17 protein-coding genes and 1 pseudogene are annotated in these 22,151 nt (G+C 66.1%); 4 read left to right on the top strand and 14 right to left on the bottom strand.

What is annotated here, in order from left to right:
- Positions 1–212: 212 nt before the first annotated feature.
- The 10 genes and pseudogenes from JNW89_RS00625 to JNW89_RS00575 form a co-directional block, all read right to left on the bottom strand.
- Complete coding sequence (locus tag JNW89_RS00625) at positions 213–2,780, bottom strand: Nuclease sbcCD subunit C (RefSeq protein ID WP_238447167.1); 2,568 nt, start codon at positions 2,778–2,780, stop codon at positions 213–215.
- Positions 2,781–3,107: 327 nt separating this feature from the next.
- The gene (locus JNW89_RS00620; RefSeq protein WP_238447166.1) at positions 3,108–3,398 is read right to left on the bottom strand and encodes a hypothetical protein; all 291 of its coding nucleotides are present in this window, start codon (positions 3,396–3,398) and stop codon (positions 3,108–3,110) included.
- 135 nt (positions 3,399–3,533) lie between these two features.
- Positions 3,534–4,115: a hypothetical protein gene (locus JNW89_RS00615; RefSeq protein WP_238447165.1), complete on the bottom strand. Its 582-nt coding sequence runs from the start codon at positions 4,113–4,115 to the stop codon at positions 3,534–3,536.
- A gap of 18 nt (positions 4,116–4,133) precedes the next feature.
- Positions 4,134–5,597, bottom strand: a pseudogene (locus JNW89_RS37255) (NF041680 family putative transposase).
- A 241-nt stretch (positions 5,598–5,838) separates the two neighbouring features.
- Positions 5,839–9,105, bottom strand: coding sequence for an NACHT domain-containing NTPase (locus JNW89_RS00600; protein WP_238447162.1), 3,267 nt, complete (start codon positions 9,103–9,105; stop codon positions 5,839–5,841).
- Between the two features lie 317 nt (positions 9,106–9,422).
- Entirely contained in the window at positions 9,423–10,001 is a 579-nt protein-coding gene (locus JNW89_RS00595; protein ID WP_238447161.1) for a Wadjet anti-phage system protein JetD domain-containing protein, read from the bottom strand.
- Positions 9,946–10,698 carry a DUF3322 domain-containing protein gene (locus tag JNW89_RS00590; RefSeq protein WP_238447160.1) on the bottom strand — a complete coding sequence of 251 codons (753 nt, stop codon included), beginning with the start codon at positions 10,696–10,698 and terminating at the stop codon, positions 9,946–9,948. The genes JNW89_RS00595 and JNW89_RS00590 overlap by 56 nt, the downstream gene beginning before the upstream one ends.
- Before the next feature lie 55 nt (positions 10,699–10,753).
- The gene (locus JNW89_RS00585; protein WP_238447159.1) at positions 10,754–14,245 is read right to left on the bottom strand and encodes an SbcC/MukB-like Walker B domain-containing protein; all 3,492 of its coding nucleotides are present in this window, start codon (positions 14,243–14,245) and stop codon (positions 10,754–10,756) included.
- Positions 14,242–15,015: a DUF4194 domain-containing protein gene (locus JNW89_RS00580; protein ID WP_238447158.1), complete on the bottom strand. Its 774-nt coding sequence runs from the start codon at positions 15,013–15,015 to the stop codon at positions 14,242–14,244. Before JNW89_RS00580 ends, JNW89_RS00585 begins: the two co-directional genes overlap by 4 nt.
- A complete protein-coding gene (locus JNW89_RS00575) occupies positions 15,012–16,547 on the bottom strand; it encodes a DUF3375 domain-containing protein (RefSeq protein ID WP_238447157.1) in 1,536 nt (511 codons plus the stop codon). Before JNW89_RS00575 ends, JNW89_RS00580 begins: the two co-directional genes overlap by 4 nt.
- A gap of 377 nt (positions 16,548–16,924) precedes the next feature.
- Between JNW89_RS00575 and JNW89_RS00570 the strand changes: the two genes are divergently transcribed.
- Both JNW89_RS00570 and JNW89_RS00565 read left to right on the top strand, forming a co-directional pair.
- Positions 16,925–17,071, top strand: a complete 147-nt coding sequence (locus tag JNW89_RS00570; protein ID WP_238447156.1) for a hypothetical protein — start codon at positions 16,925–16,927, stop codon at positions 17,069–17,071.
- A 437-nt stretch (positions 17,072–17,508) separates the two neighbouring features.
- Positions 17,509–18,375, top strand: a complete 867-nt coding sequence (locus JNW89_RS00565) for a site-specific integrase (protein WP_238447155.1) — start codon at positions 17,509–17,511, stop codon at positions 18,373–18,375.
- Between the two features lie 501 nt (positions 18,376–18,876).
- Here JNW89_RS00565 and JNW89_RS00560 read toward each other — a convergent pair.
- Genes JNW89_RS00560 through JNW89_RS00545 form a run of 4 tightly spaced genes read right to left on the bottom strand, consistent with a single transcriptional unit; the run spans position 18,877 to position 20,923 of the window.
- Positions 18,877–19,122 (bottom strand): hypothetical protein, encoded by a 246-nt coding sequence (locus JNW89_RS00560; RefSeq protein WP_375155023.1) that lies wholly within the window; start codon positions 19,120–19,122, stop codon positions 18,877–18,879.
- Between the two features lie 4 nt (positions 19,123–19,126).
- Entirely contained in the window at positions 19,127–19,522 is a 396-nt protein-coding gene (locus JNW89_RS00555) for a DUF6527 family protein (RefSeq protein WP_238447153.1), read from the bottom strand.
- On the bottom strand, positions 19,519–20,688 hold the full coding sequence (locus tag JNW89_RS00550) for a ThiF family adenylyltransferase (protein ID WP_238447152.1): 1,170 nt from the start codon (positions 20,686–20,688) through the stop codon (positions 19,519–19,521). Before JNW89_RS00550 ends, JNW89_RS00555 begins: the two co-directional genes overlap by 4 nt.
- The gene (locus JNW89_RS00545) at positions 20,663–20,923 is read right to left on the bottom strand and encodes a multiubiquitin domain-containing protein (RefSeq protein ID WP_238447151.1); all 261 of its coding nucleotides are present in this window, start codon (positions 20,921–20,923) and stop codon (positions 20,663–20,665) included. Before JNW89_RS00545 ends, JNW89_RS00550 begins: the two co-directional genes overlap by 26 nt.
- 151 nt (positions 20,924–21,074) lie before the next feature.
- Between JNW89_RS00545 and JNW89_RS00540 the strand changes: the two genes are divergently transcribed.
- A complete protein-coding gene (locus JNW89_RS00540; protein ID WP_238447189.1) occupies positions 21,075–21,431 on the top strand; it encodes a helix-turn-helix domain-containing protein in 357 nt (118 codons plus the stop codon).
- A 4-nt stretch (positions 21,432–21,435) separates the two neighbouring features.
- Positions 21,436–22,002, top strand: a complete 567-nt coding sequence (locus JNW89_RS00535; RefSeq protein ID WP_238447150.1) for an ImmA/IrrE family metallo-endopeptidase — start codon at positions 21,436–21,438, stop codon at positions 22,000–22,002.
- Positions 22,003–22,151: the final 149 nt, after the last annotated feature.

Raw genomic sequence — 22,151 nt, 5'->3', positions numbered from 1 at the left:
ACTGGTAAGGCCGCCGGATGCAGGCCGCAGAGAAACTTCGTTCTGCGAATCGGGCACCCCTCGCCTCCCGATGAGAACCGCCAGCAGTGCGACCGCCCCTTAATGGACGTGCTGAAGCATCGTCGGCACGGCCGAGTCCATCGCATCACTCGACAGCGCGGTGCGGTCCGTCAGCTGCGGCTGTCCGGGTGCCGGCGGCCGGCGGTCCTGAGTCACATCATCGATGAACCCAGCTTGACCGTCCGACGCTTGAAAGGAATCGGGCCACCTTCCAGGTGATATAGCGCCAGGGTGTTGAGGTCGTGGCGCTCGAGGGATCCGGTTGCCTCGACGACACCGTTCGTCGCGTCCGACGTAAGGGTGATGATCATTTCGGCGTCGGCGGAGACGACGAGGCCAGGGCTGCGGGTGGCGAAGATGTACTGCCGGCTGCCTCGCAGGTCGCGAAGCTTCGCCACGAGGTATTCCTCGATCCACGGTGCGTGAAGGGCGTCCTCCGGCTGGTCGATGATCAGGGGGTCGTTGCCATCGGCGAGGGCGATGATGAGGATGGCGGTGCACTTCTGGCCGTGCGCGAGCCGCTCGATCGCCACATACCCATCGTTGGCGTGTTTGCGGAACTCGACGGAGAGGCCGTCGTGCAGGTCGAGGGTCTGCATCCGCAGGAAGTCCTCGATAGAGCCCTTCTCCCGCACGTGCTCGAACAGGGTCTCGACGTGCTTGCGCTCGGCGCCCGTGGCGACACACACGCCGTCGACGTCGTCAGCAAGGAACGAGCGGACCAGCTTGACCGGGGTCGACTCTTCGCAGATCAACTGGAGGACCGGCGCCCGCAGCCGCGATCCTTTGGCGATGGCCGTCAGCTCGGTCAGGTAGGCCGAGTCGTCGTTCTCGGAGAGCATCTTGATCCGGACGATGCCGCCCATAAGCTTGTTGAGCGCCTTGATCCGGTCCTCACGCCGCCGGCGCCGCGCCTTGCGCGCCTCGATGAGCTCGGCGATCAACTCTTCCCGGTAGGACGTAGCCGTGGCCAGGTTCGGCACGAGCTCGTCGTTGAGCTGGGTCTGCTGCACGTCGAGTTTCGCCTTCTCCGTCTGAAGTTCGACGAGCCGGGTGCGCAGCGCGGCGAGACCCTTGTTATCAACATCGATACGGCTGACCGCTTCGGCGAGTTCACGGTCGAACTGCCGGTACCGCTCGAGCCACTCCTGCCGGATGTCGTCCAGTTCCTTGTTCACCACCAGCAGGACCTGCGCCAACTGCGCGTTCGCTGCCTCGACCGCCTCGCGCAACTGTGCGTATGCCGCCTGCGCTCGCTGGTAGAGGTCCTGGTTGTCGGCGATGGCGGCCAATGCCCGGAACTTCTCCCCGCTGTCCGTCCGGGCGGTGACCTTCAGTTCGGGGATGCCGACCACGGGCTCAAAGAGGGCCTTCTCCGCACTCCACTTCGCCTGCATCTTGATGGTCTCGCCGTCGAACAAGCCGGACAGCTCCTCCAGCCGCTTCTCGACCTCCGGAAGGGTCTCCAACCTCGCGCGGGCCTGCGAAATCTTGGTTTCAAGCGAGCCGATGAGCCGGCCGTTGTCGTTAAGCCTGCTGACCGCTTCCGTTTCGCGGATCTCGAACTCGGTCAGGTCGAGGGCGGCGTCGATAAGGGCCATCCGGCCGACCGGCGTCCGGGCGTACTCGATCACCTCGCTCTGCGAGAACCCGGTGATCGCGATCCGACCGGACAGGCCGGTCAGCTGCTCGGTGTCGCCGATGAACTCAGGCTGGGTGGAGCCGTCCTCGAAGTACGCACGGCGCACGAGGCACCGCGCGTGGCCGCGGGTGAGCACGACCTCGACGGTGGAGCCCGAGGTGAGCGCGTACTTCAGCCGGGACTCGACCTCCTTGCGGACCTGCGGGAAGTCTCCGGCGTCGGTCTGCTGGTCGAGAGTGAACCGGACCACCTCAATGAGCAGCGACTTGCCCGCTCCGGTCCCGCCGAGCAGGCAGTTGAGGTCGCATGAAAACTGGAACTGCTGACCGTCGAGGAACCCGCCGGTCACGGTCACGGACTCGATCACCGTGTGCTCCGGCGCCATGGGTTCTTCCAGGCGGACACGCAGGGCCGGATCCGCCAGCGCGTGCCGCAGGCCGCACAGGTCCGGCCGCGACGCCTTGATCCAGGTCCGCCGGAGGCCGATGCCGTGCAGGACGTGGGTGCTGGCGCCGGGTGCGGTGGTGTCGGAACTGCGGACGACCGCGAGCTCGCGCCGGCCGTCGAGCCGGGCCTTGATCCTCTCGGCCTCGGTGATGTCGACGATCTCGATCGCGCCGATGGCGTCGTCGAGCAGCGTCTGGTTGATGCGGTCGGTCACGGCGAGGCGGAGCAGGCCCTTCTCCCGGTCGGCGTGCGCCGGGATTGCCAGGCCCCCCCGGGCGGTGATGACCTTCGCGGTGTCGGTGAAGCCCTTGTCCAGGGCCTTGTGCAGGTCGCCGTGGTCGGCGCGGAGCACCCCGAGTTCGACGAGCACGTCCTCGATGTGCTGCGCCGGGGTGCCCTCTTCCCAGATAGCGAGGAGATGCCCTTCGGCCGTGCTGAGCTCCAGGCCGGGCAGCACCACGAGCGTCGTGTCGCGGGCGGCCTCGGCCATTCTGTCGCACCAGCCGGCGGTGTTGTGGTCGGTGACGGCGATCGCGTGCAGCCCGGCGGCGATCGCCGCGTCGACGATCTGACGGGGCTCGCTCGCGCCATAGGTGTGCACGTCGACATCGCGTGAGGCCGGGGTGTGCACGTGAAGGTCGACCGCCCAGAACCGTGCGGGTCCGTGCTTCGTGCCCGCCGGCGATGCCGCCCGACCACTCCCCGTTGATGCCGTTGCTGACGTCAAAGCACTCGCTCCATGTGATCATTCGCCGTGGTCTGAGCGTCCGGGTCGACACCGTAACGCTCAGTGAACTGAAGAAGAGGCGCGACACTCGCCCATACGTACGAATCGGCGCCACCGGATGAAGCCTCGCCAGACCATCCGCCTCGGTCAGCCGTCCGACCGCCGAGGAGCTCCGGCTTGGCGGGGTGGACGGCCTCGTCCAAGGACGAGGCCAATCACCCGCACGTTGCGTTAACGGGGTGTGCTGAAGCCCGCCGGTCTTGTGCCCCTGCGGAAGACCGGCAGCCGTATCGTGTCCACCGGCTGCAGCACCGCGCCGACGCGTCCTTCGATCCGGCGCACGAGACTCGCATCGGTGTCCGGGATCAGGGGCACCACCATCAGCCGGGTCCAGCGTGCGGCCCGGCCGGTCCGTGCATGTTCCTGGATACGGTCGTCCACGCCGGCCAGCGCTGACCGCACCGCGCTCCCGACATATCGGACGGCGTTGTTCGAGTCGGCCGCGATGTAGACGGCGATCACGAACTCCGACCACAGCTTCTCCTCGACGATCTGCAGCAGCGTCGCAGCTGCCGGAACCCGTCGCAGGAGGGCCGCTCCGGCGAGGTCACAAGCGGTGTCATACGCCTCCGGACTCAGTGCCCGCCCTCGGGGGGGTCACTCCTCGTCCCCGCTGTTGTCCAGATCAGCCCGCATCCGAGTGGCACGGCGACGCGCGGCCCGCCACTCGGAGACGAACTCGGAGACCTCGGTGAACGTACGCTTCATCTCGGGATCGTCGTAGCCCTTGGCGTCGACTAACGCCACGCCCTCGTTGTCGACGACCTCGTTCACTACGATCGCCGCGGCGTGCAACTCCTCGAGGTGCTTACGGAAGTCCGCGATCGCGGCGGCGAACAGGTCCTCGGGGCTCTCGTGCGTGACGCTCTGCTCGTCGGAGATCTGCGCAAGCTCCCGCAGCCGGCCGGCGGTGAGCCGTTCGGCCCGCAGGAAGCGCTTGTTCTTCGGCATGGCCCCGTCGGGCAGCTCCTGCGGATCACGACCGGCCCGGCCGTCGAGCACGACCTGGCACAGCTGGCGGAGCCCGCCCTCGGACTTCGTCATCTGCCGGAGGATCTGCTGCGGCTCGGTGTTGCTCCCGCGCCCGCCGAACTCGGAGCGGGTCAGCAGCTGAGTCTTCGCCGCGACCAGGTGATAGCTGGCGAGCGTGGCAAGCTCCGCGCGGGCGGACTTTGACACAGGCCCTAAGCTTGATCTTTAACCTGTGCGGCGTGGACGGGGATTGACGGGCTTCGTCTTCTTTGCAGTCGGTGTCTTGGCGTTCGTGGTGGTGGCGGTGTGGACGTCGTAGCGCGGGGTGGGGTGGTTGTTGCGGCGGCCGGGTGGCCGCCCTGGTCCTGGCCGGGAGGGTTTGGGTGCACCGGCCGGGCAGCCGGCTTTCGCGCGGAGGTGCCGAAACCCGCGGCGGACGCGGGCGGGTGACAGACGCTGCGGTGGTGCGGGTTTCTCCCAGGGGCGACGCAGGTCGGTGGCGAGGGCGCGGGCCAGACGGAGCTGGGTGTAGGCGGCGAGGATCAGCCAGGTCCACAGGTCGGCGGCCTGTGGCGTGCGGATCTTCGGGCAGGTCCAGCCGAGGGTCTGTTTGAACAGGCGGAATGTGTGTTCGATGTCGAAGCGGCGCAGGAACGTCTGCCAGAGCCGGTCGACATCAGCGCTGGTGGCGTCGACGCCGGACCACCACAGCCAGACCGGCTTCGGGGTCGCGCCGCTGGGTAGATGGTCGACTTCCAAACGGATGACGGTTCCCTCGATGACCGGCAGCACCTTCGCCGCAGCGGTCCAGGCGGATCGGTGGGTCAACCGTGGGTGCAACCGGTCCCAGGCTCGAGCCCACGCCGTGCCGTAGAGACGGGTATCGGCAACGGTGGCAGCATCTGGCTCACCCCACGTGGCCGGATCGCCGAAGACGAACTCGCCGCCGTGCCGGCGCGGTCGGCCGATCGTCCCGGCCTGCCGAGGCGGCACTGCCCGGCGTAGTACCCGGTCTGAGCGCATCCGCGCGAGGACCTACACGGGCAGATCACGCAGGAGGAACGCAAGTCGGGGCGCGTCGTAGCCGGCGTCGGCCACGACCAGGATCTCCAAGTCCCCGGCCTGCCACTGCCCGGCCGCGATCAGCCGCCCCACGATGTCTCGCAGCTGCCCAGCAGTGACCGTCGCCGCGTCATCACCAGGCGCCAGCCGCACCGCGTCCAACGGCGCGGTCCACGAACTTCGGCCCGATTCCAGGGCCACCACCATCGAATACGGCCAGCCCGGGATCATGATCGTCTGATCCTTGCCGCGCCCATAGGTGTGACACAGGATCCGCTGCGGTGAGGTGTGCGCGTCCGGCCGCAGCCAGCAGGTGATGTCGACCGCCAAAACGAGACGGCCGTCAGCCGCCCGCGGCAACGGCACCCCGGCGAGGGCGGTGCGCAGCCGATCGATGTCCAGCCGCCCACAGGCGAGGGCGTCATACAACGCCCCGTGACCCCGACGGTGCTCACCCACCAGCGACAACTCCACCAACGACCGGACCGGCCCGTCGGCGCACAACACCGCGTCCGCCAGGTCGAACAACGCGTCAGCCCGAGCGGTCATACAGTCGTAGAACTCTCGCCGGAACCCCGTCAACTCCCCGACGGCACCAGCCGGACCACGGTCATGCACACTGGTCACCAGAACAGCCCTTGGTTATTGATGCTCTTCCCTAGACAAGAAGATCATCAACCAAGGGCTGTTTCCGTCATCGGTCAGGGTCCCCACAGGACCCTCGGAGGTTAAAGATCAAGCTAAGCCACCCCGCGCTACGACGTCTACACCGCGACCACCACGAACGCCAAGACACCAGCTGCAAAGAAGACGAAACCCATCAATCCCCGTCCACGCCGCACAGGTTAAAAATCAAGCTAAGCCGCAGTCATCGGTAGATGCTGACTGCATCTACCTTGAGCCACTTGTCGGAGCGCGCAACAGTCAGGAGCGGCGTTGGCGTTGCGTGTGCGGGCCTGTCCGTCCTATAGCTCGGGTGAAGGGACCGGCGACTGTGAGGGTTTCGGGACAAGACCAGATTGCGTACCGTTTCAGGAGCTAGGTCCCCGTGAGCCGAGAGCGGTTCGAGCCATCCGTGGGCACCCATACGAAGCGCAGCATCCAGGACCCCACGACGCCGAACCTCGGGCAGCGTCTCAAACACAGATTGCCACTCGGCAAGGAGATTGGATACCACCGGTTCTGTCGCGACGCACCAGAGCGCAAGAGCCCATTCCGCACGGGCCAGGTCGAATTTCATCGACCCGCCCCAATCCTGGCCAGCTGGGTCTGTGATTCCCTCAAGCTGGTGGAGCCACCACCGCCGGTCATCGGCCTTGATCCGAGTTTCGGCGAGCAAAGTCGCGGGATGGCCATTCGGACCGAACGGCGTAGTTCCTGGCAGGCGAGTGAAGGCTAGCTTGTACGGCGATGCGGCGCCGATGATAGCGATCTGCGACGACAGCCAACAGCGTCCAACCTGCTCATACAGTGCCGTTGCGGTGTTTGACCAGGGGAAAGTACTGCCTTTCTCCCCTGCCCTAAACCGACGGAGCGAGGCAACAGCAGCGAAGGGCGAACCAGATCGCCGTAGAGAGGAGATTGCCTCTTGGCGCCGTCGGGGATCTACATAATTGTCCTCTCCGCCGAAACCCGCCTCCGTCGCCCGGATGAAGTATTCCGTTCCGAAAGCGACCGCAATCTGCGCAGGCACCGATCGAATGGAGCTGACGTTCGGACATAGACCATCGAGCACAGCTTGGATCAGGTCGGCTTCGAACTTGCTTCCAGGTGGCGGCACGAGGCCGGTGTCGAGTAGGAATTGAGCGACGAGCGGGCGGGACAGGTCGATGCCGTCGAGGTCGAGCTCGATGCCAGCGGCTCCCTCACACCGAGCAGCCATTTCCAGCCAGGAGGCCTCGACTGGGCTCTTGATGACGGCCTGCATCTGTTGGGTCCACCATCCTGTGAACTCCGCACGCTGATTAAGCAGCTGCCGAAGCGCCCGTACGCGCTGAGGGGTGGTGGGGTGAGTCGGATGGGCGGTCAATTGCTCGGTCAACCTTGTCCAAGTCGGGTCCGGGCCGTCCACAGCAGGAAGTTGGGGAAGCTCTGGGAGTGGGATAATCTCCCTGCGGTCCAGGGCCTCAAGGAGGACAGCGATATTCTGATCGCTGCATAGAGTGCTGAGCACTTTCCGGGCTTGGCGCGGTCGGCTCGCGAACACGCCGTCGGTCAGCAGGGTCCACGCTGCCACGATCGATGCAGGGGTGTTGTGGTCGACGATCTCTTCGTGAATGCCCTCGGCGAGGATATAGACGTCTCCACCTTCGGCGTTACCGCCATAGAAACGCGCAGTATTGAGCCAATAGGGACGCCTCAGTAGCTCTCGGAATACTTTGTTCCTGTCGAAGGCCCTGGTGTCCTCACCGGCGTAGCGGTACAAGAATCGGGCGGCGAAATACTCGCGAAGGGATAGCACTTCGAATTCATAGGTTCCCTCGGCCTTGCTCGTTAGTGCCCAGAGCCGATCACTTGTCGCTTCGAACATCTCATCCACGACGGATAAGGGTTTGCCATAGGTGAACTGGAAGTGGCGGATGGCGGCTTTTAGGTCGGCGACAGACATCCGCGTGTTTACGCTGTCCTCTTCGCTCCGAGACTGAAGATACCAGCCGAGGAAGGGTACGATCTCCCGCAGCTCCTTCTGGTGCTTCCGCACGGACTCCGGATGCTTATTTGCTTCGCGAGCTAGCAGCAGATCGACATACGAGTCGTATAGTTCAGTTCGTTGCGTGGGAGTCGCTTCCCCATGCTTGTGGAGGAGATCCAGGAGGATCGTCAACTGCATCGGATTTCCGGCAAGTTCCCCAATGTAGGGCTCGGCACTCTTGGCCCTGAAGTTCTTTCGCAGAGCCCGGCCCTCGCTGCCATGGATACCACGGACCGCGCACCACTTCTGCAGGTATTCATCGCGCTGTCTTGGCTCTAGCGGCCTCAACACAAGCACCTCAAAAAGGTCGCTCGCCGGCTCTGGCAGCTCGTTAGTGCTGGGACGTGTGGTGACGACGACCTTCGGCACGTCTCGGTACGCCTTGTTGCGGCGACAGAACTGGTTGATCGCTTCTACGACCGCCTTGCGGGTTCTCGGTCGTCCGACTTCGTCTAGCCCGTCCAGGACAATCATGCTTGGGACACGTTCGAAGATCTCTTGCACATCTTTCGGCAAGACCGGAAGGCCGCCGCTGGCGTGCGTCATCAACTCGGCGAGGAAGCACTCAATTGTCGACGCCGCTGCTGGTCGTTTCCGAGACCTCTTCGGCGCTTGCTCTCCGCCCCCGTCCCAGACATCGATTCCCGATAGCCATCGCGAGTAGTCGCTTAGATCAAAACGTATCGGGAAGAGGGGGTTCGGGACCTTCGGTAAATCTGCGGGTTGTTGATGCGTCGGCAGAAAGGCGGCACGCTGCACCTGTGACACATACTGCGATAGCGTCGATTTGCCCTGACCTGGTGCGCCTCGCACGAGCGTGCAGGTACTGGCGGTGCGCAAGAGATGAGCGGCAGCGCCGCCGACCGCTTCAAAGGGAGGGTGGGCAGCGTCACCAGGGCCGTTTGCGCGAAGGCGACCGGCACCGACATCGATGAACAGGTCCGCAACCTTTTCGCGGTCGATGTCTACCTGACTGAACTTAACGCGTTCGTCGTCATCCCACTGAGCCGCGGCGACTTTCCGGACCAGTGCGCGCAGGCCGCTATCCTTGCGTCCGACGGCCTCCTCGCTGATGAGGTAGCGGATGAGATCCCAGCCGGCGAGCATGTCGGCGTATTGCCACTTGATCTCAGTTGAGGCGTTGTCAACCATCCCGTCGACCGCCTCACGCCAGAAGCAACTCATCTGTTCGAGCCCGAACGCCCTAGCGTGCCGGTCAAGTTTGGAGTTGAGTTGGTCGAACGTTCCGGTGCCCGGCTTCCCGGTGCTCGGTACGTTCGTCACCAACGTGTATCGCCGCACACCATCCCCGGCCAGCCGGCGAAGGTTGTCTTCCTCCCGACGAACGGTTGCGTCGAGCCAGCCGACCGGGTCCTTCCGCCGCCCGTCGACTGACCACTTCACCTGGTAAACAAGCACTTTCTCTGGAGCGTCACGCAGCATCCCGTCCCGGCCACCGTCAGCTTGGCGTAGAGGCAGTGGCGCAAAGTTTTCGAAACGGGCTGTGAGGAGAGCGTTGACAAGGAGTTGGAAGTCGTGGTCTCCAAGACGCTCGTACAAGAACTTGTAGCGACTCTCGGGCACCCTAACCCCTTCCGACGACATCCCCATTCTACGTGAAGCGCACTGGGTGCCGATGTTCAAAATGCCTGGTGGCTGAAACGAGCCGGATTTGTCAAGCCCCAACAGCCATCCGGTCGCCGTCGCTGGCCGCGCGTTCGCACGTGAGTCGGTGACGTGAGACCGTCAGGCCCTCGGGCTCAGGGAAGGGGCCACGTCGGCCCGTGGGTTTGGCTAACGAGGCGCCGCACGGCCGATGCCGCCGCATCGAGTGGAACCCGCTCTTGCTCTACGCGTCGGTGTCGGGTCCACGTCTCGGCGGTAAGGCATTGGTAGAGGGCCTCTTCGGCGTCGGTCAGGAACGGCACCAGTCGCGGCCTGCGGGCCTGCAGAGGCCGGCCCCGCGCATCGCTGTTGGTGCCGAATCGCTCCCATCGCGTGTAGGCGGTCAGGTCCATGAAGAGCGATCCTGCGGGTACGCCGGCGGCGCGGAACTCGTTGAGAATCTCTAGGCCGTCGGCGTCCATGTCGCCCCAGTAAAGGATGTGTTCGGCGCCGGTCACCCAAGGTAGGGCGGCGATCGTCCTACCTCCGCGGCCGACGCCCTCGACGCTGACGGCGCCGTCGAGCGCGGGGAAGTGGATGGCGGTGTCCTTGTTCTCGGAGATGATGACGACTCGTGGCTGGTACTCCGGTAGCGCCCGATCGCCGATGGTGACGGAGTCATGCCGGCGTCCGCCTGCGGCGAGGTGGGCGGGGTCGAGGTAGGTGAAGTGCACTCGTGGTGGATGTGGTGGCAGGAGTCTCAAGTCGTTCTCGGGCCGATAGGCGGCGTACCAGTTCGAGCCGGTGGTTGAGCCACTTGGCGTGCAGCCCTTCGATCGGCACCTGTCTGGGGGTGAGGCCAGTTGCGTCGTGCTCGGCGAACCATGTTCCAGCTCGGCAGAGCAGCTCGAAGTCCGTCTCGCTCAGCTCGTCGACTGCGGTGATCGTCGCGGCGAGCGGTCCCGCTTCGGCGAGGTGGGGGAAGCGGTCGGTGAGCAGGTTGGCTCGTTGGCGTGCTCGTTCTAGCCGTTGCGGCCAGTGCCGTGCGCATAGTCGGGCTGCATGGTCGGGATCGGTGACGACGAGGTGCGTGGGGAGTTCCTGGTCGGTGTTGTGGACGCGACGGGTGCGGGTGCGCAGTGGCGTGTCGTGCGCCGCGCTCCATGAGCGCCATGAGGCGGCCCAGGTTGCCGCGGTAGCGAAGTCTTTGGCGAGGTTTGGCGAGGTGGGTTGTCCCAGCGGGAAGTCATGCGGCCAGGAGGCTGCCCGCGGGCCCGGCTGCTCGGAGGGCGCCGGCGTCGTGGGCACCGCTCCGTCGTCCGCTGCTGCGGCAGGGGGCAAGGTGATCCCGAGGGTGTCGGTGATGTAGCTAGCCCAGGTGTTGCTGAGTCGTCGCTCGATGTCGGTCAGGACTTGCTCGATCGTCTTCATCGTGGCGTTGCTCCGCCGTCGGGTGTGGGGTGCTGTGCCATGAGATCGGATCCGTTCATGGGGGGCGCGCGTTGGGTATGGCCGACGGGCTGCTCACGGGGTGATGTGTGGCGTCGCTGATGCGGCTGACGAAGGAGTAGTGCGTGCTCGTGTTCTTGGTGATGGCTAGTAATTCGTCCATGTGCGGTTCCAGTGCTGTCACCTTGTCCAGTGGCGCTCCGATGATCAGCTGGAAGCCCAGGCCTTTCCATGCCTGTACGGCGCGGCCGGCGAACTCGGCGTCGGATTTGACGAAGCCTTCGTCGAGGAAGACTGGTGCGAACCGTGGCCGTTCGCGGAGTTCGTCGCCGAGCCGGAATCGGAGCGCCGCGCCGACGATGAACGCGACCAGTTCCTGGCTTTCGCCGCCGCTCTTACCGCCGAGGGAGGAGTGGGTGCTGAGCAGTTGTCCGGTGGTGTCGTAGCGCTCGGCGGTGATGTCGACGTGTCGGCGGACGTCGAGCAGCCGGTCGCGGTCGCTGAGGTCGGCGACGGCGCGTGGGTCGTTGCGGCGGCGGATACGGCCCATGAACTGCTGCAGATCGTGGAAGCGCTGTTCCATTTGGTGTTCGGGCAGTTCTCGCGTCGCGCCGGAAGACAGGACTCGCAGCTGGCGGCGGAACTGGACGACGGCATCGGGAGTCAGGCGTCGGAGCTTGATGCGCAGCCGGTCGCGGTTGGCGCCGAACGGCAGACCACGCAGGATGCCGTTGATGGGTTCGAGGCGTTCCTCGATGTCCTCGATCGAGGATTCCATGGCCCCGGCGAGCGGAACCAGGTCTTCACCGCTCCACTTCATCAGTCGCTTGCGCCACTCCTGTTGGCGCTCGTGCAGCCCGGTGCTGAGAATGCTGTCCAGGATCGTGGCGTAGTCCTGGTATGACGCTGCGGTCCGCCCGAGGTTCGGGTCCTCGAACTTCAACTGGTACGCGGCGAAGATCCGCTCCAGCTCAGCCTCCGCGTTGCGCAATTGCGTGTCAGCGGACTGCGCGGTGGCTGACAGCCGCTGCCGTAGCCGACTCAGGTTCGTCGGGAACTGGTCGAGGTCACTGGGGTCCGCTGGGGCGACCGCTGCGGTGAAGTGCCGGTCGAGTGCGGCTGTCTGCTCGTCGGTGAGCACCACCCGTTTCTCAAGGTTGATCCGGTGCAGGTCACCCTGCACCCCGGTGTGTTGCGTGTTGAGCGACGACGCCTGCAGGCGAAGGTTGGTTTCCTTCTGCTTGAGCTCGAATCGGCGTGCGCGGGCGCCCTCCAGTTCCTCTTTCAGTTGGTCGATGCGTCCCTGTAGTTGCTGCAGATTGTCGTCTGCGTCAAGGATTGCTTGGCGGGCGCGGTCCAGCTTGTCGATGGCCGCCTCGACACTGGCCACGTCAATGTCGTCCCAGGTGACGGCCCGGATCGCCTCGTAGGCGCTGCGGCGGGCGTTCAGCGTCGTCCATTCGCTGTCGATCGTTTGTCGCTGGTGATCAATTGTGTCGAGGTTCGCCTCGATGTCGCGCAGTTCGCGGTCGATGTCGGCGAGGGTGTCCTCATTGCTGAAGCCGATGATGTTCGGCTGCTCGTTGCGCCCGTGGGTGCCTCGCGTGCCGAGACGGGTTTGGCCAGCGATCGTTACTCGGTACCCGGGTCCGCCCAGCTGATCGGGGTCCTCTAGGCAAAGGGCGTTGCGGGCCGGGTCGGACACGTGCCGCTGTACCCAGCCGGTGAAGGAAGATGGCTTGAACACGAGTTTCCCGGCGATTCTGTCCGGGTTGGTGTCGGCGTGGCCGTCAAGGCCGAGCGGCACCCCTTCGAAGGTCAGCCGGCCGCGCAGGCGCAGTGGGTCGATGGCCGCGGAGAACATTTCCAGACGGTCGCGGGGTACGAGCAGCAACCGGGCGCTGGCTCCTAAGACCGTCTCTACGGCTGTGCGCCACCGCCCCTGGTCAGGTGCGATGTCGATGAGCTCGGCCAGGAATGGCAGTTCGCTGGCTTGTATGCGCGATGCTCGGGCGACGTCGTGGCGCAGGTCGTCGAGGTGCTTCGGAACGCGCCCGGCGCGGCCGGCCAGCGAGGCGCGCTCTTCGGTCAGCTTCCTGCGGTTCTCCAGCAGTGGGAACTCCAAGCCGCGTAGCTCCTCGCGGCGGTCTCGTAGCGCCTTCTCGGCGGTATCGCCGGTGGCGAGGAACGCTGCGGCGGTCGCCTGCAGCTGGGCGAAGGTGTCCCTGTCGTCGAGCGGCACGGCCAGTTCGACGGTGCGTTCGGTGAGCGCCGCGCGCCGCGCCAGCCGTTCGTCGCGGCGCTGGCGTTGCTGCATGGCCTGCTGAGCGAGATTCTCCAGCTCACCTCCGCCCGCGTCCTGATGGGCGGCCACAGTCGCGACGAGTTCCCCCTCCAGCGACTGCTCGCGCTCAATCGCAGACGTCAGGTCGATCCCGTTCGTCTTCTGCTTTTCCTGGTTGGCGGTGATCACGCTGTCCAGCAGGGCGGCTTCCCGTCGCAATCGCCACAGCACGATAGGGGTGTCGCCGGCGGCCGTGACGCCGAATGTGTCAATCTGCTCGATCGTCGCCTGCGCCGCGGTGATGTCGGCGTGCTTCTGGGTGATCGGGCCGAGCAGTTCAGCCTTCTGCTGCTCTTTGCGCATCGCGGCGTGGGCGTCCTCGAGGTCGTCGAAGTGGCCGATTGCCCGGTCGGCTGCCTCGTAAGTCGCGGGCCGCTCCAGGACCATGTCCTTGTACAGCTCATCGACGGTGCGGATCTGGTGCCCGGACTGGATCCGTACCAACAGTCGCAGCGCCTTCGCGCCGTCGCCGTTCGCGCCGATGCCCAGCCGGGTGTGCAGGCGAGCGGCGAAGGAGGCGTAGCTGTCGTGCGTCAGCAGTCCCGGGAACGCGGTCTTGAGCGACTTCGGCGCGAACAGCGAGCTTGCGTGCTCGGCGAGATCGGCCAGGTCCAGGTGGCCCTCGTAGGTAGCCATCCGCATGGTGATGTCGCCGGCTTGGGTCGCGCGCGACGAGACGTGGTAGATCCGCAGCGCGGTGAAGCGGCGGCCGTGGTCGTCGATGAACGTCATGGCCACCGCGCCCCAGGTTGGTCGCCCGGCTCCTCGAAGCACCTTGGGGCGTTCACGGCCGTGGTCGTCGGCGGTCGTGTCGGTCTGGCCGCGCAAGTAAGACAGCAGGTTGCGCTGCTCGGCGCTGCGGGCGCGCCCGGCGACGGCGTCGTTTGAGGCGCCGTTGAACGGCGTATCCGACGGCATCATCAGGGCGATGTACGCGTCGAGCAGCGTGCTCTTTCCCGTCCCCGACGCTCCGGATATCAGCGTCGCGCCGCTGTGGAAGTCGAAGCGCACCCGGCCTTCAAACCCTCCCCAATTCACCAGCTGGAACGCCTCCGCCTTCCACTGCAGGGTGCTAGCAGTGGCGCCAGCGATAGAAAACAGCGGTTCCGGCGGCGTGGTCACACGGGGCCAGGGCGACTCGGGCGGGGGCAGCAGCGCGGGCTGGTTGTGGTCGCTGATCGTCACGGTGCGTCCTCGTCGGTAGAGAGGTGCTCGGTGCTGGCGTCGATGGCTTCCGCCTCGCTGCTGCCGTCGACCGGGCTGGCGACGCCATTGGCGCTCGTTGTGCCGGCCGGCTGTGCCTTGAGCCAGCGCAGTAGGTCCTGCAGGCGCTCGAGGGGCAGCACGACGTCGATGGCGGGGCTGACCTCGAACCGGTCGCTGATACTCGCGCCGATCAGCAGTCCGGCTCGGTTGAGGCTTTCGATGGCCTTGGCGGCGCGTCGCCCGTCGGCGGCATGATCAGTGGCGTGCGCCGGGCGAAGCGACGCGATGTGCTCGAGGATGTCTTGCCGGTCGACATAGGTGCGGGAGGTGCCGGCGGCCTCTTCCGAGCGGCTGCGGGTGCGCAGGTACACCAGCAGGATGGTCTCCTCGCGGCTCCACGCGGTGTCATGGAGCAGGGTGGGGAACCTGCCGCCGCCTTCGGGCACTACCGGCCGTTTGTAGGCGACCTCGCGGTCGGCGTCCAGGTGGAGATTGAGGAACAGGTCGTTGAGCCGAGAGCGAATCAGCCGTGGGTTCGCCGTGAGCGTCTTCCATTCCTTGGGGTGGCTCTGCGCGGTGATGAACCGCTGCTTGAGCAGAGCGACCAGCACGCGGCGTTGCGACAGCTCGAGTCCGCCTTCATCGCCTTCGAAGAGCGAGACGCTGCTGGTCAACTCCCGCTCCGGGTCGTCCCAGCCGATGGGGATGTCCGCGGCTGCACCGGTCGAGGATGTCTCGTCGACGCTCATGCCGGCTCCAATCTGGGCGCTCGGCCCCGGGGTTCTTCTGCAAACGTGACAGGCGAGTCTGGGCTCTGCGGGCCTGGTGTAATCACCGGGACCGCCAAGTCGCGTCGGGTGCCGTCCGGCCGCAGCGTTCGGTACACCTCGGTGTGCTCCTTGTCGCGAACGAAGTCGTCCATGTTCGTGGTCAGGTGAAGCAGACCGAAGATCTCGACGGGCCGGCGTAGCGGCGCGTCCAGCGCGTCGAACAGCCGCCCCAGGGACGCCAGGGGCTCGTCCGAGGCGAGGGCCTCGTGAACGGCGGCGCGGAGTTGGTCAAGCGACGGGCCGCCCTGCGCCAGCAGGTCCGCCAGGGTGAGCCCGTCGGGGCGTTGCGTGGTGACGTCCCGCAGTGGCGGTGGCCCGGCGTCGTCGTCTGGGTTGTGGAATCGTTCGCGGAGATGGTGCACGTCTAAGCGGGCGGGGAGCAGCGGCAGCGCGACGGTCGTGCGTGGCCCGGCCGAGGTCATCCATCGGGCGAGTTCGGCGTCGAGTTGGCGCAGGGTGTTGTCCAGTTCGCGGTCTCGGACGGTGTTGTGGGTCTGGATGTACTCGCGCAGCGTGGCGGTGACGCGATTGCGTTGGGCGAGCACCGCGTCGATGCCGCGCCGGATCAGCCCGACAGTTCCGCGCAGATCGCGGCGGTCGACGTCGTTGAGGATGTCCTCTGCCATGGGATGGCTCAGCAGCGCCGAGAGGTCCTCGCGCAGTTGCAGGAGCAACTCGTCGTCCCGGAGCAGGGTGAAGGCGCCCTCGAATGCCCGACCCTCGGCGGTGGCGGTCATCAGCGAGTCGGTGCGCCGCAGGTAGTCATCGATCACCTCGCCGGCGTGGCGGTCCTCTGCGCGAAACGAACCCAGGATCTGCGTGCGCAGCGCGGTGAACGCCTCCTGTACGCGGGCGAAGTCGCTTGGCAGCGCTGCCACCAGCTGAAGCAGTTCGCCGTACCCCTCGAGCATGTAGTCGGCCGACGGGCGGGTCAGGTCCGCGCCTTGGAGGAGACGGTCACGCTCGCGGGTCAGCCGAGCGATCTCGCTGTTGAGAATGTCCACCCGAGCGCCGCGGTCCGGGTTGACCTCGGTGTTGAACCGCCGCACCGCGTTGACGATCGTGGCGATCCGGTGCTCACTGAGGCTGGCGCGTTCCCGCGTCAGGTTCGTGACGAGGTTGAGAGCGTCTTGGGCGTGACTGGTCAGCGTGTAGACCTCGGCGCCATCGTCTGCGACGCTGCGGACGAGCCACTGCCCCCGCATCCACCGCAGGCACAGATCACGACCCGATCCGGACGGGAGATCGGTGAAACCATCGATCCGCAGTTGATCAAGGTAGGTGTCGACCTGCGCGTGGAGTCGAGCGGCCGAGATGGTGCGGTTGTCCCGAGTGAACGCGCTGCGCAGCATCGCGATCACCACTTTCGCGTGGCCTCTGTACAGGAGTGTGAGGGTCGGCTGGTCGAATGCGCCAGCGACGCGGGCGAGCTCGCCGACGATGTCGCTCACCGGACGCGGTCAGCTTGAAATATGGGCCGCCAGGAAGGCCGCCGCGGCCGACGGTGTGGCCCACCCAGGCAGGCGAGCGATCCGCCAAGGCATCGTTCAGCGTCGAACGTTGTGGCTCGCCCGCAGTCGCATCTCATGCAGCATCCCATCGGCGCGCTGTCGATTCGCGCTTGATGATGCCAGCCCCGTCTGACAATTACCGGAGTCGTACAATCGTTCTAAAATTGTCCCCGACCAGCCCATGATCAGCTTTCAGGAGCTGACACATTTGCCTGAGCTTCTGAGGGCAAGGCAATCGGAGAATCCCGGACCATCAACGGGCGTTGCCACGTTTCACCTCATTCCCCGATGAGGCCTCACCAGGTCAAGGAGAGATCATGAACAGTGAGGGCACCATCGTGAAGCGGTGCAGGTGCACGGACCCGGCGACGGGCCGACGGCGGGGCAGCTCCTGTCCGCGGCTGTCGGAACGTGAGCACGGCAGCTGGTACTTCCACTGCTCAACGAGGAACCTGCTCGGCTAGGCCGAGCGGGTGCGCCGGGGCGGCTACTCGTCGCAGGCAGCGGCCCGTCGGGCGCGGGACGAATTGCTGGCGTTGTCCCGTGAGGAGCAGGCCGGCCGGTCCTGGACGGTCGCCCGCTGGTTGCGGTACTGGCTATCGACGAGGACCCGAATCCGGCCGACGACACGAATGCACTACACCCACGACATCGAGCGGTTCCTCATCCCGCACATCGGCCATCTGATCCTCGGTGACCTGAGCGCACGGCAGCTCGCCGCGGCGTTCGCCCAGTTCGCAGCCACCCGCAACCGGTCCGGGCAACTGCAGAGCCCGTGCACCTTGCAGCACGTCCACACGACGCTGCGGGCAGCGCTGACCGGCGCCGTCCGCGAGGGCCTGCTCGTTACCAATCCGGCCCGCCACCTGGAACTACCCGCGCGCCCCGTCCCCAGGCCCAGGTGTGGACCGAGGCCCGCGTCGCCGAGTGGAAGGCCAGCGGCGAGCGCCCGACCATCGCCGTCTGGACGCCGACGCAGCTGGCCAGCTTCCTCGACTACGTCCACGACGACAGCCTGTTCGCCCTATGGTGGCTGATCGCTCTACGCGGGCTCCGCCGCGGTGAAGCCGCAGGTCTGCGCTGGACCGAGGTCGACCTGCACACCGGCCAGTTGTCGGTCGTACGGCAGCGCACGACCGCCGGCTACGACGTGCACGAAGGACCGCCCAAGTCACAGGCCAGCCGCCGGAGCGTCGCGCTGGACCAGCACACCGTGCGGGTGCTGCGCCAGCACCGCGAGCGCCAGCGCGAGCGGCGCCAAGCGCGGACCGACGTCGGGAAGGTGGGCCACAACAGTGGCTACGTGTTCACGAGCCCCGACGGGCTACCAATTCATCCCGGCTACCTCACCCAGCGTCTGCGGCTGCTGGTCGGCCGGGCCGGACTACCACCCATTCGGCTGCACGACCTGCGACACGGAGCCGCGACCCTCGCCCACGCCGCCGGCGCCGACCTCAAAACTGTGCAGGACCAGCTCGGACACGCCACCATCCATTTGACCGCCGACACCTACACCATCGTCCTACCTGACACCCAGCGCCAAGCCGCTGAGGCCACCGCACGTCTCGTCCTCGACGCCGCAAAATTTGGCGGCGAGATTCGCTGCCACACCGACCGCAAGAGGACACCGTCGCAAGACTCGGCTGCGGACGCGCAGACACCCTCAGCGCGCGGGTGCTGGCCGCGGTGGAAGCCGTCACGACCTACCGGCGAATCCGGGCAGCGGACCTCGAAGCGGCGCCTCGGTCGCGTCCGCAAGACACTCTGACGGCTTCGGTTGGTGGTGTGCGGTCGATGTGCGAGCGACGGCTGGACCGCCGGGCGGCCAGCCCGCGTCCGGCGAAGGCTCGACACTCTTGCGGTGCGAAGTCGACCCGCAACGTGGGCCCGCCGGTTGCGCCGAGCCCACTCTGCATCTCGTGGATCTGCGGCAGACGGCTAACTCCAGCGCGGCGCGGACGGGCGCGAGCACCCAAGAACTGATGGCCCAGATGGGTCACGACTCGCCCCAAGCGGCCATGCTCTACCAGCACACCACCTCGGGGGCGGATCGCGCCATCGCCCAGGGCCGTGAGCGACGCCGTGAAGGCCAAGCGCAAGAAGGCCAAGAAAGTTAGCGGCCGGTCCCTCGGACAAGGCCAAAGGCCAGGGCAAGAGAGGTGGTGAGGAGCCGGCTGAAGCAGCGTTCAACGACGTTGCGCCGCTTGTAGAGCTGCTTGTCGAACACCGGTGGCCAGCCGCCTCGGCTGCCGCGCGGATGGCGGTTGGCCTACTGGTCCGCTCGCTCAGGGATCGTGTGCCCGATGCCTCGCCGGCGCAGGTCCGCCCGGATGGCCTTCGAGCTGTAGCCCTTGCCGGTGGTGACATGGTCCGGCCGGACCCGATGCCGGCCGGGCCCCGACCGCTCGACCCGCAAGGCTGCCATGACCTGGGTGAAGCGGATGAAGTCGTTGACGTTGCCCCTGGAGAGCACGATCGCCAGGGCCCGACCCAGGCCATCACGGGCGAGGTGGATCTTGCTAGCGCTTCCAAGGTTTGATGCGATGGACTATGCGCCGTAGCCAGCTAGGGGTATGAGCTCGCGCTGCGTTGAGCTCTTGGCGGTCGCCCTGACGATTGAGTTTGATCTCCTTATTGGTGAAGGGCCGTGACCACCGGACTCGGCCGCCGTCGATGATGTAGTGGGAGCGGCATGGCAGGCTCCAGTTGCCGACTGAGGGCTGCAGCGAGACGGTACCGTCGAACGTCAGCACCCACTGCGCCGGAGACAGGGGCGTGATCACCTCTTCGCGGCAACCGCAGCAGCACAGGTGCGCAGCGGTGGAGTACTTGGCGGATACGTACAGCACCCCCGGGTCGAGTTGCGTCGGGAAGGTGTCGATGAACTCCGGAGCGAGCCTCGATACTTTGGTCACTCGGTCGCCCTATTGCGGATCTCTCCGGTGAACAGCTTGTACAGCGTCTCGACGGCCTGGGTGTGGTCGGCGTAGTAGCCGAGGTACTTCTTCCAGGCGATGACGGCGAGGATGGCGTTGAAGGCGTTCAAGTCAGCGGCTTGGATGTTGCGGTCGTATTCGTCCACGCGGCCGCCGGCGAGGGCTGGCGCGGGTGCGGGTCCTGCGGCGCGCTCGGGGAAGTGCGTCGTCATGCGCAGCAGGCCGGAGAGGTGCCCGTCGACCTCTTCGACGCCCATGCCGACGTCGATGTATGGGATCTGACGCTCGGTCAGCCAGGCCATGATCGCGGGCAGGGTCGTGGCGTCCGCCGCGGCGAGGAACGCGAATGTGCAGCCGTCGAGGAGCGAGAGGTTGTCCTGGTCGAGGTACACGGGGTGTGGGGTGATGCCGGTGTGCATGTGCGAGTACAGCTCGGCGTAGTACTCCGCCTTGTTCGGCCGGCGACGAAGTTCTTCGACGTCGGCGGCGCCGGGGGCACGGAAGGCGTTGTGGTTGTCGAGGAAGTCGCCGTCGATCAACTCGATGGCGTCCACCCACGTCTTCGCGACCTGGTCGAGGATGTAACTGCCGGTGCCTCCCAGCCCGACGATGGCGATCTTTTGGCCGCGGAACTTGCAGTTGAGCGCTGCCAGCCCGGCCCGGGATGAGGCGGTGTCGCGGTAGACGAATGGCAGACCGTCCTCGATCTCGTCCCACCTGGCCCCCGGCGTCGGGGTGACGGTGGGGTCGATCGCCTGGGCGGGATGCGACAAGATCCGCGCGTAGGAGGTGACTTTCGCGTGCTGGTCGGTGTACCCGGTGGGCGGCTTGCTGGAGATCATGAAGCTGGCGGCGAGTTCCTCGGTGATCGCGCGGCCCTGCGGTGACACGGCCGGCAACGCTCGGCCGTGTTCGTCGCACGGCTGCTCGCCGATGAACCAGATCCTGTGGTCTCCGGTGTCGTCGTTGATCCGGTCGCCGCTCACGGTGACCGGGTACGCCAGAGACCCGTACGCCACCACGCCAGCGGAGGTGACGTACGGCATCCTACGGACGATCAGGTGGCCGCCCTGGATGACGAGGTTGTACCCGTCATCCAGCAGCCGGCTCATCGACGGGTCACGAACGAGTGGTGCGGTAGACATCGAAGACCATCCCCTCCTTGACGTGCACGCCGTGGCCGGCGGTCAGCGACCCGCCGCCGTGGCCGCCAGCACCACGGGAGTACTCGACCGTGGCGGTGTCCCCGTCGCCGAGCAGCTGACCGGGGTACGCGAGGTCGTACGCCTGCTCGTAGGTGATCTCCTTTTCGGCCCACTCGACCGAGCGGGTGTTCACGATGATGGTGACCGGCTTCTTGCCATGGTCGTTCGGGTTCATGGTGGTCCTTTCAACGCACGTCTGAAGGTCGACCCACTGCACTACAAGTGGGTCGGTGCTCGAAACTTCGAGCACGAGGTACGCTACCACACATGAGCGACAAGTCGAGCGATGCACGAGAGGCGAGGCAGGTGTGAGTGATCAGTTGAGCGTGGACGTCAGGTCGCTCTACGCTGCGCTGGATGCAGCGCGGCAACAGCAGGAGCTGTCCTGGCGACAGCTGGCGAAAGAGATCGGCGTGAGCGCGTCGACGATCTCCAGGATGGCGAACGGGTTGAAGCCGGACGTCACGGCGTTCGCGGCGATGACAACGTGGTTACGGATGCCAGCGGAGAACTTCTACGTCGGCACCCGAGGGCCATCGCCCGAGGAGCCCGACCTAGTCGCTCAGATGGTCCCGCTGCTGCGAGCGCGAAAGGACCTGAACGCCAGCGATGTGGCGTACCTGGAGGAGGTCATCGGAGCCGCCGCGCGTCGGTTCCGGGCGGAGCGCGAGCCGCGGAGTTAGTGCTGTGCGATGGACCCAGAAGCTCATGTGCGAGGTGGCCTGCGAGGAGCGCGAGGCCCTCGGTCTCGGGTCATTTGATCAGCTCGACCCGTACGAACTGGCGGACGCGCATGGCATCCGCGTCTACACACTTACTGAACTGCTTGACTGGAACCTCAGCACCGAGGGGCACACCCACTTCTACGCAGCGAGGAGCGGGAGTTGGTCCGCGGCCCTGGTGCCACTGGGCACCGCTCGCGTGATCGTAGAGAACGACGGGCACGCCCTGGTTCGGCGACGGTCGAGCATCGCCCACGAGATGGGGCATCACCTGCTGGAGCACTCGTTCGACTCGGTGATCTTGGGGGAGGACCACAAGCGCCAGTTCGACAAGGCTCAGGAGAAGCAGGCCGGGTTCATGGCAGGTGAGCTCTTGGTGCCCCAGGAGGCCGCGCGGAAGGCCGCGTACTCGAAGTGGAGCAACACCCAGGTGGCGTCCGCGTACGGGGTGAGCGAGCAGTTCGCGCAGATGCAGATGAGAGGTGCTCGTGTGATCGCCGACCGGGCCAGCATGAAGTACGGATTCCGGTGAGCCTTCCGGCCATCGGCCTATGCAGAGACTTCGACAGGTTCGGTAGTTCAAGCGATCGGTCTTCGCCGGGCTGGAGTCCGACGGCGGAGCGCGGAGCTCATCTCGCTGCAACTGAACCGCCCCGTCTCTGAGGAGGGTCGGGGTTCGGG

This window comes from Micromonospora sp. 4G55, from assembly GCF_016803375.1.
This window is presented reverse-complemented; position numbering and strand designations above follow the sequence as displayed.

Coding starts and splice junctions, on each gene's coding strand:
- JNW89_RS00600 (WP_238447162.1), bottom strand. CDS start 9,105: ATGCTGCGTGACGCTCCAGAGAAAGTGCTTGTTTACCAGGTGAAGTGG.
- JNW89_RS00590 (WP_238447160.1), bottom strand. CDS start 10,698: ATGAAGACGATCGAGCAAGTCCTGACCGACATCGAGCGACGACTCAGC.
- JNW89_RS00580 (WP_238447158.1), bottom strand. CDS start 15,015: ATGAGCGTCGACGAGACATCCTCGACCGGTGCAGCCGCGGACATCCCC.
- JNW89_RS00570 (WP_238447156.1), top strand. CDS start 16,925: ATGAACAGTGAGGGCACCATCGTGAAGCGGTGCAGGTGCACGGACCCG.
- JNW89_RS00550 (WP_238447152.1), bottom strand. CDS start 20,688: ATGTCTACCGCACCACTCGTTCGTGACCCGTCGATGAGCCGGCTGCTG.
- JNW89_RS00545 (WP_238447151.1), bottom strand. CDS start 20,923: ATGAACCCGAACGACCATGGCAAGAAGCCGGTCACCATCATCGTGAAC.